At 39.1% G+C, this 1990-nt stretch carries 3 protein-coding genes; all 3 read left to right on the forward strand.

Annotated features, from left to right (window positions below; genetic code table 11):
- Positions 1 to 185: 50S ribosomal protein L27 (locus RQ763_RS11545; protein WP_314153137.1), on the forward strand; the 185-nt coding region annotated here is incomplete at its 5' end.
- Between the two features lie 140 nt (positions 186 to 325).
- Positions 326 to 1432: a GTPase ObgE gene (gene obgE, locus RQ763_RS11550; RefSeq protein WP_314153138.1), complete on the forward strand. Its 1107-nt coding sequence runs from the start codon at positions 326 to 328 to the stop codon at positions 1430 to 1432.
- A 3-nt stretch (positions 1433 to 1435) separates the two neighbouring features.
- Positions 1436 to 1990: glutamate 5-kinase (gene proB / locus RQ763_RS11555; protein ID WP_314153139.1), on the forward strand; the 555-nt coding region annotated here is incomplete at its 3' end.

A 1990-nucleotide genomic window follows, 5' to 3' on the forward strand; every position in this document is an offset into this window, starting at 1 on the left:
AGTATGGTGGAGAGGCTGTAATAGCTGGAAACATTATCATTCGCCAAAGAGGAACTAAAGTTCACCCTGGTAAAAATGTAGGCATGGGCAAAGACCATACTATATATGCATTGGTTGACGGTGTTGTATCATTCCATAGAAAAGATAAAAAACGTCAACAAGTTTCAATCATCCCCGCTGCATAATTCTACAATATTTGAGCCTTGGCTCAAATATTTCTACTTCAAATATTGGGCCGTGCGCCTAAAAAACTTTAAATATTTAACAGTTTACTTTTTATTGTTACTAGTAAATTTTTAAGTATTAAACATCAAGGAAAATAAATATGTTTACAGATAGTGTTGAATTAACGGTCTCTTCGGGAAAAGGCGGTCAAGGGTGTGTATCATTTCGTCGTGAAAAATTTGTCGTAAATGGCGGACCAAACGGTGGCGATGGCGGCAAAGGCGGAGATATTTGGTTTAAGTGTGATAACAATACGCATACACTCTCTCATTTCCAAAAGAAGATGCATATAAAAGCGGACAACGGTGCTCCGGGTGAAAGCTCAAATATGGCTGGAAAATCTGGTGTAAAAAGAGTTATTATCGTTCCCCCAGGTACGCAGATAATCGACATGGATAGCGGTGAAGTTGTTTTTGATATGTTGGAAGATGGTCAAGAGGAGCTTTTTATAACAGGCGGAAGAGGCGGACTTGGAAATACACACTTTAAGTCATCTACAAACCAAAGACCTACCTATGCGCAACCCGGAGAAAAGGGTGAGACAAGAAAAATCAAGCTTGATCTTAAACTTATAGCCGATGTCGGTTTGGTCGGCTTTCCAAATGTCGGTAAATCCACTCTTATCTCAACAGTCTCAAATGCTCGTCCTGAGATTGCAAACTATGAGTTTACAACACTTACCCCCAAGCTCGGTCAGGTAAATATAGGTGATTTTGAATCATTTATTATGGCTGATATTCCAGGTATTATCGGCGGCGCGCACGAAGGCAAAGGTCTTGGAATAGAGTTCTTAAGACATATAGAAAGAACTGAGATTCTTCTCTTCATGGTGGATTTGGCATCTTATAGAGACTTAAGAGAGCAGATAGAGACGCTTAAAGCGGAAGTAGCAGCATTCTCAGATAAATTGGCGCAGAGCAAATATGCTATTGCCCTAACTAGAGCTGACGCGGTACCTTCGGATGAGCTAGAAGAGTTAGTTAAGAGCTTTTTAGAGATGCTAGGACTTGAAGCTACCAAAGGTAACGATATTGGTTTTGATGAGACAATACCTTATTTTATTCAAAAAACAGCAGATGAGACTCTGGGCTACAATAGAGAACTGCCATATTTTGTGGTGCCAATCTCTTCAGCTACAAATAAAAATATAGAGCCTCTTAAAAATGCACTCTTTAAATTAGTTCAATCAAAAAGATTAGAGTCCTGAAAAATGAGAAGAGTAGTCGTAAAAGTAGGAAGTGCTGTTTTAACACAAAATGACTCTATTGCTTTAGAGAGAATGAGGGATCTGGTAGATTTTTTATGCGAGCTTAGAAAAACAAATGAGGTGATTTTAGTCTCTTCAGGAGCCGTAGCAGCAGGTTACACTACTTTAAAGCTTGACAGAAGCGTACTGCAAAACAAGCAGGCTTTAGCTGCAATCGGGCAGCCGATACTTATGAACAAATATAGTAAGAAATTTGGAGTGCATGATGTGTTGAGCGCACAGGTTTTAGTCACCGCTGCAAACCTCCAAAGAGAAGATGAGATACAAAGAATCAAAGATACCGTCAACACGCTTCTCTCAAACGGTGTTATTCCGATTATCAATGAAAATGATGCAACTTCCACAAAAGAGCTTGTTGTTGGAGACAATGACCAACTCTCGGCTTACATAACAAAACATACCGATTCGGATCTGCTTATAATTCTCTCGGATATTGATGCCTACTATGACAAAGACCCAAGAGAATTTTTAGATGCAAAAATATTGAAAGTGGTAAAT

It is taken from the genome of Sulfurimonas sp. (genome assembly GCF_032250635.1).
Classification (GTDB): domain Bacteria; phylum Campylobacterota; class Campylobacteria; order Campylobacterales; family Sulfurimonadaceae; genus Sulfurimonas.

Bases quoted from the DNA above. Each gene is read 5' to 3' on its own strand.
- obgE (WP_314153138.1), top strand. From the start codon at position 326: ATGTTTACAGATAGTGTTGAATTAACGGTCTCTTCGGGAAAAGGCGGT.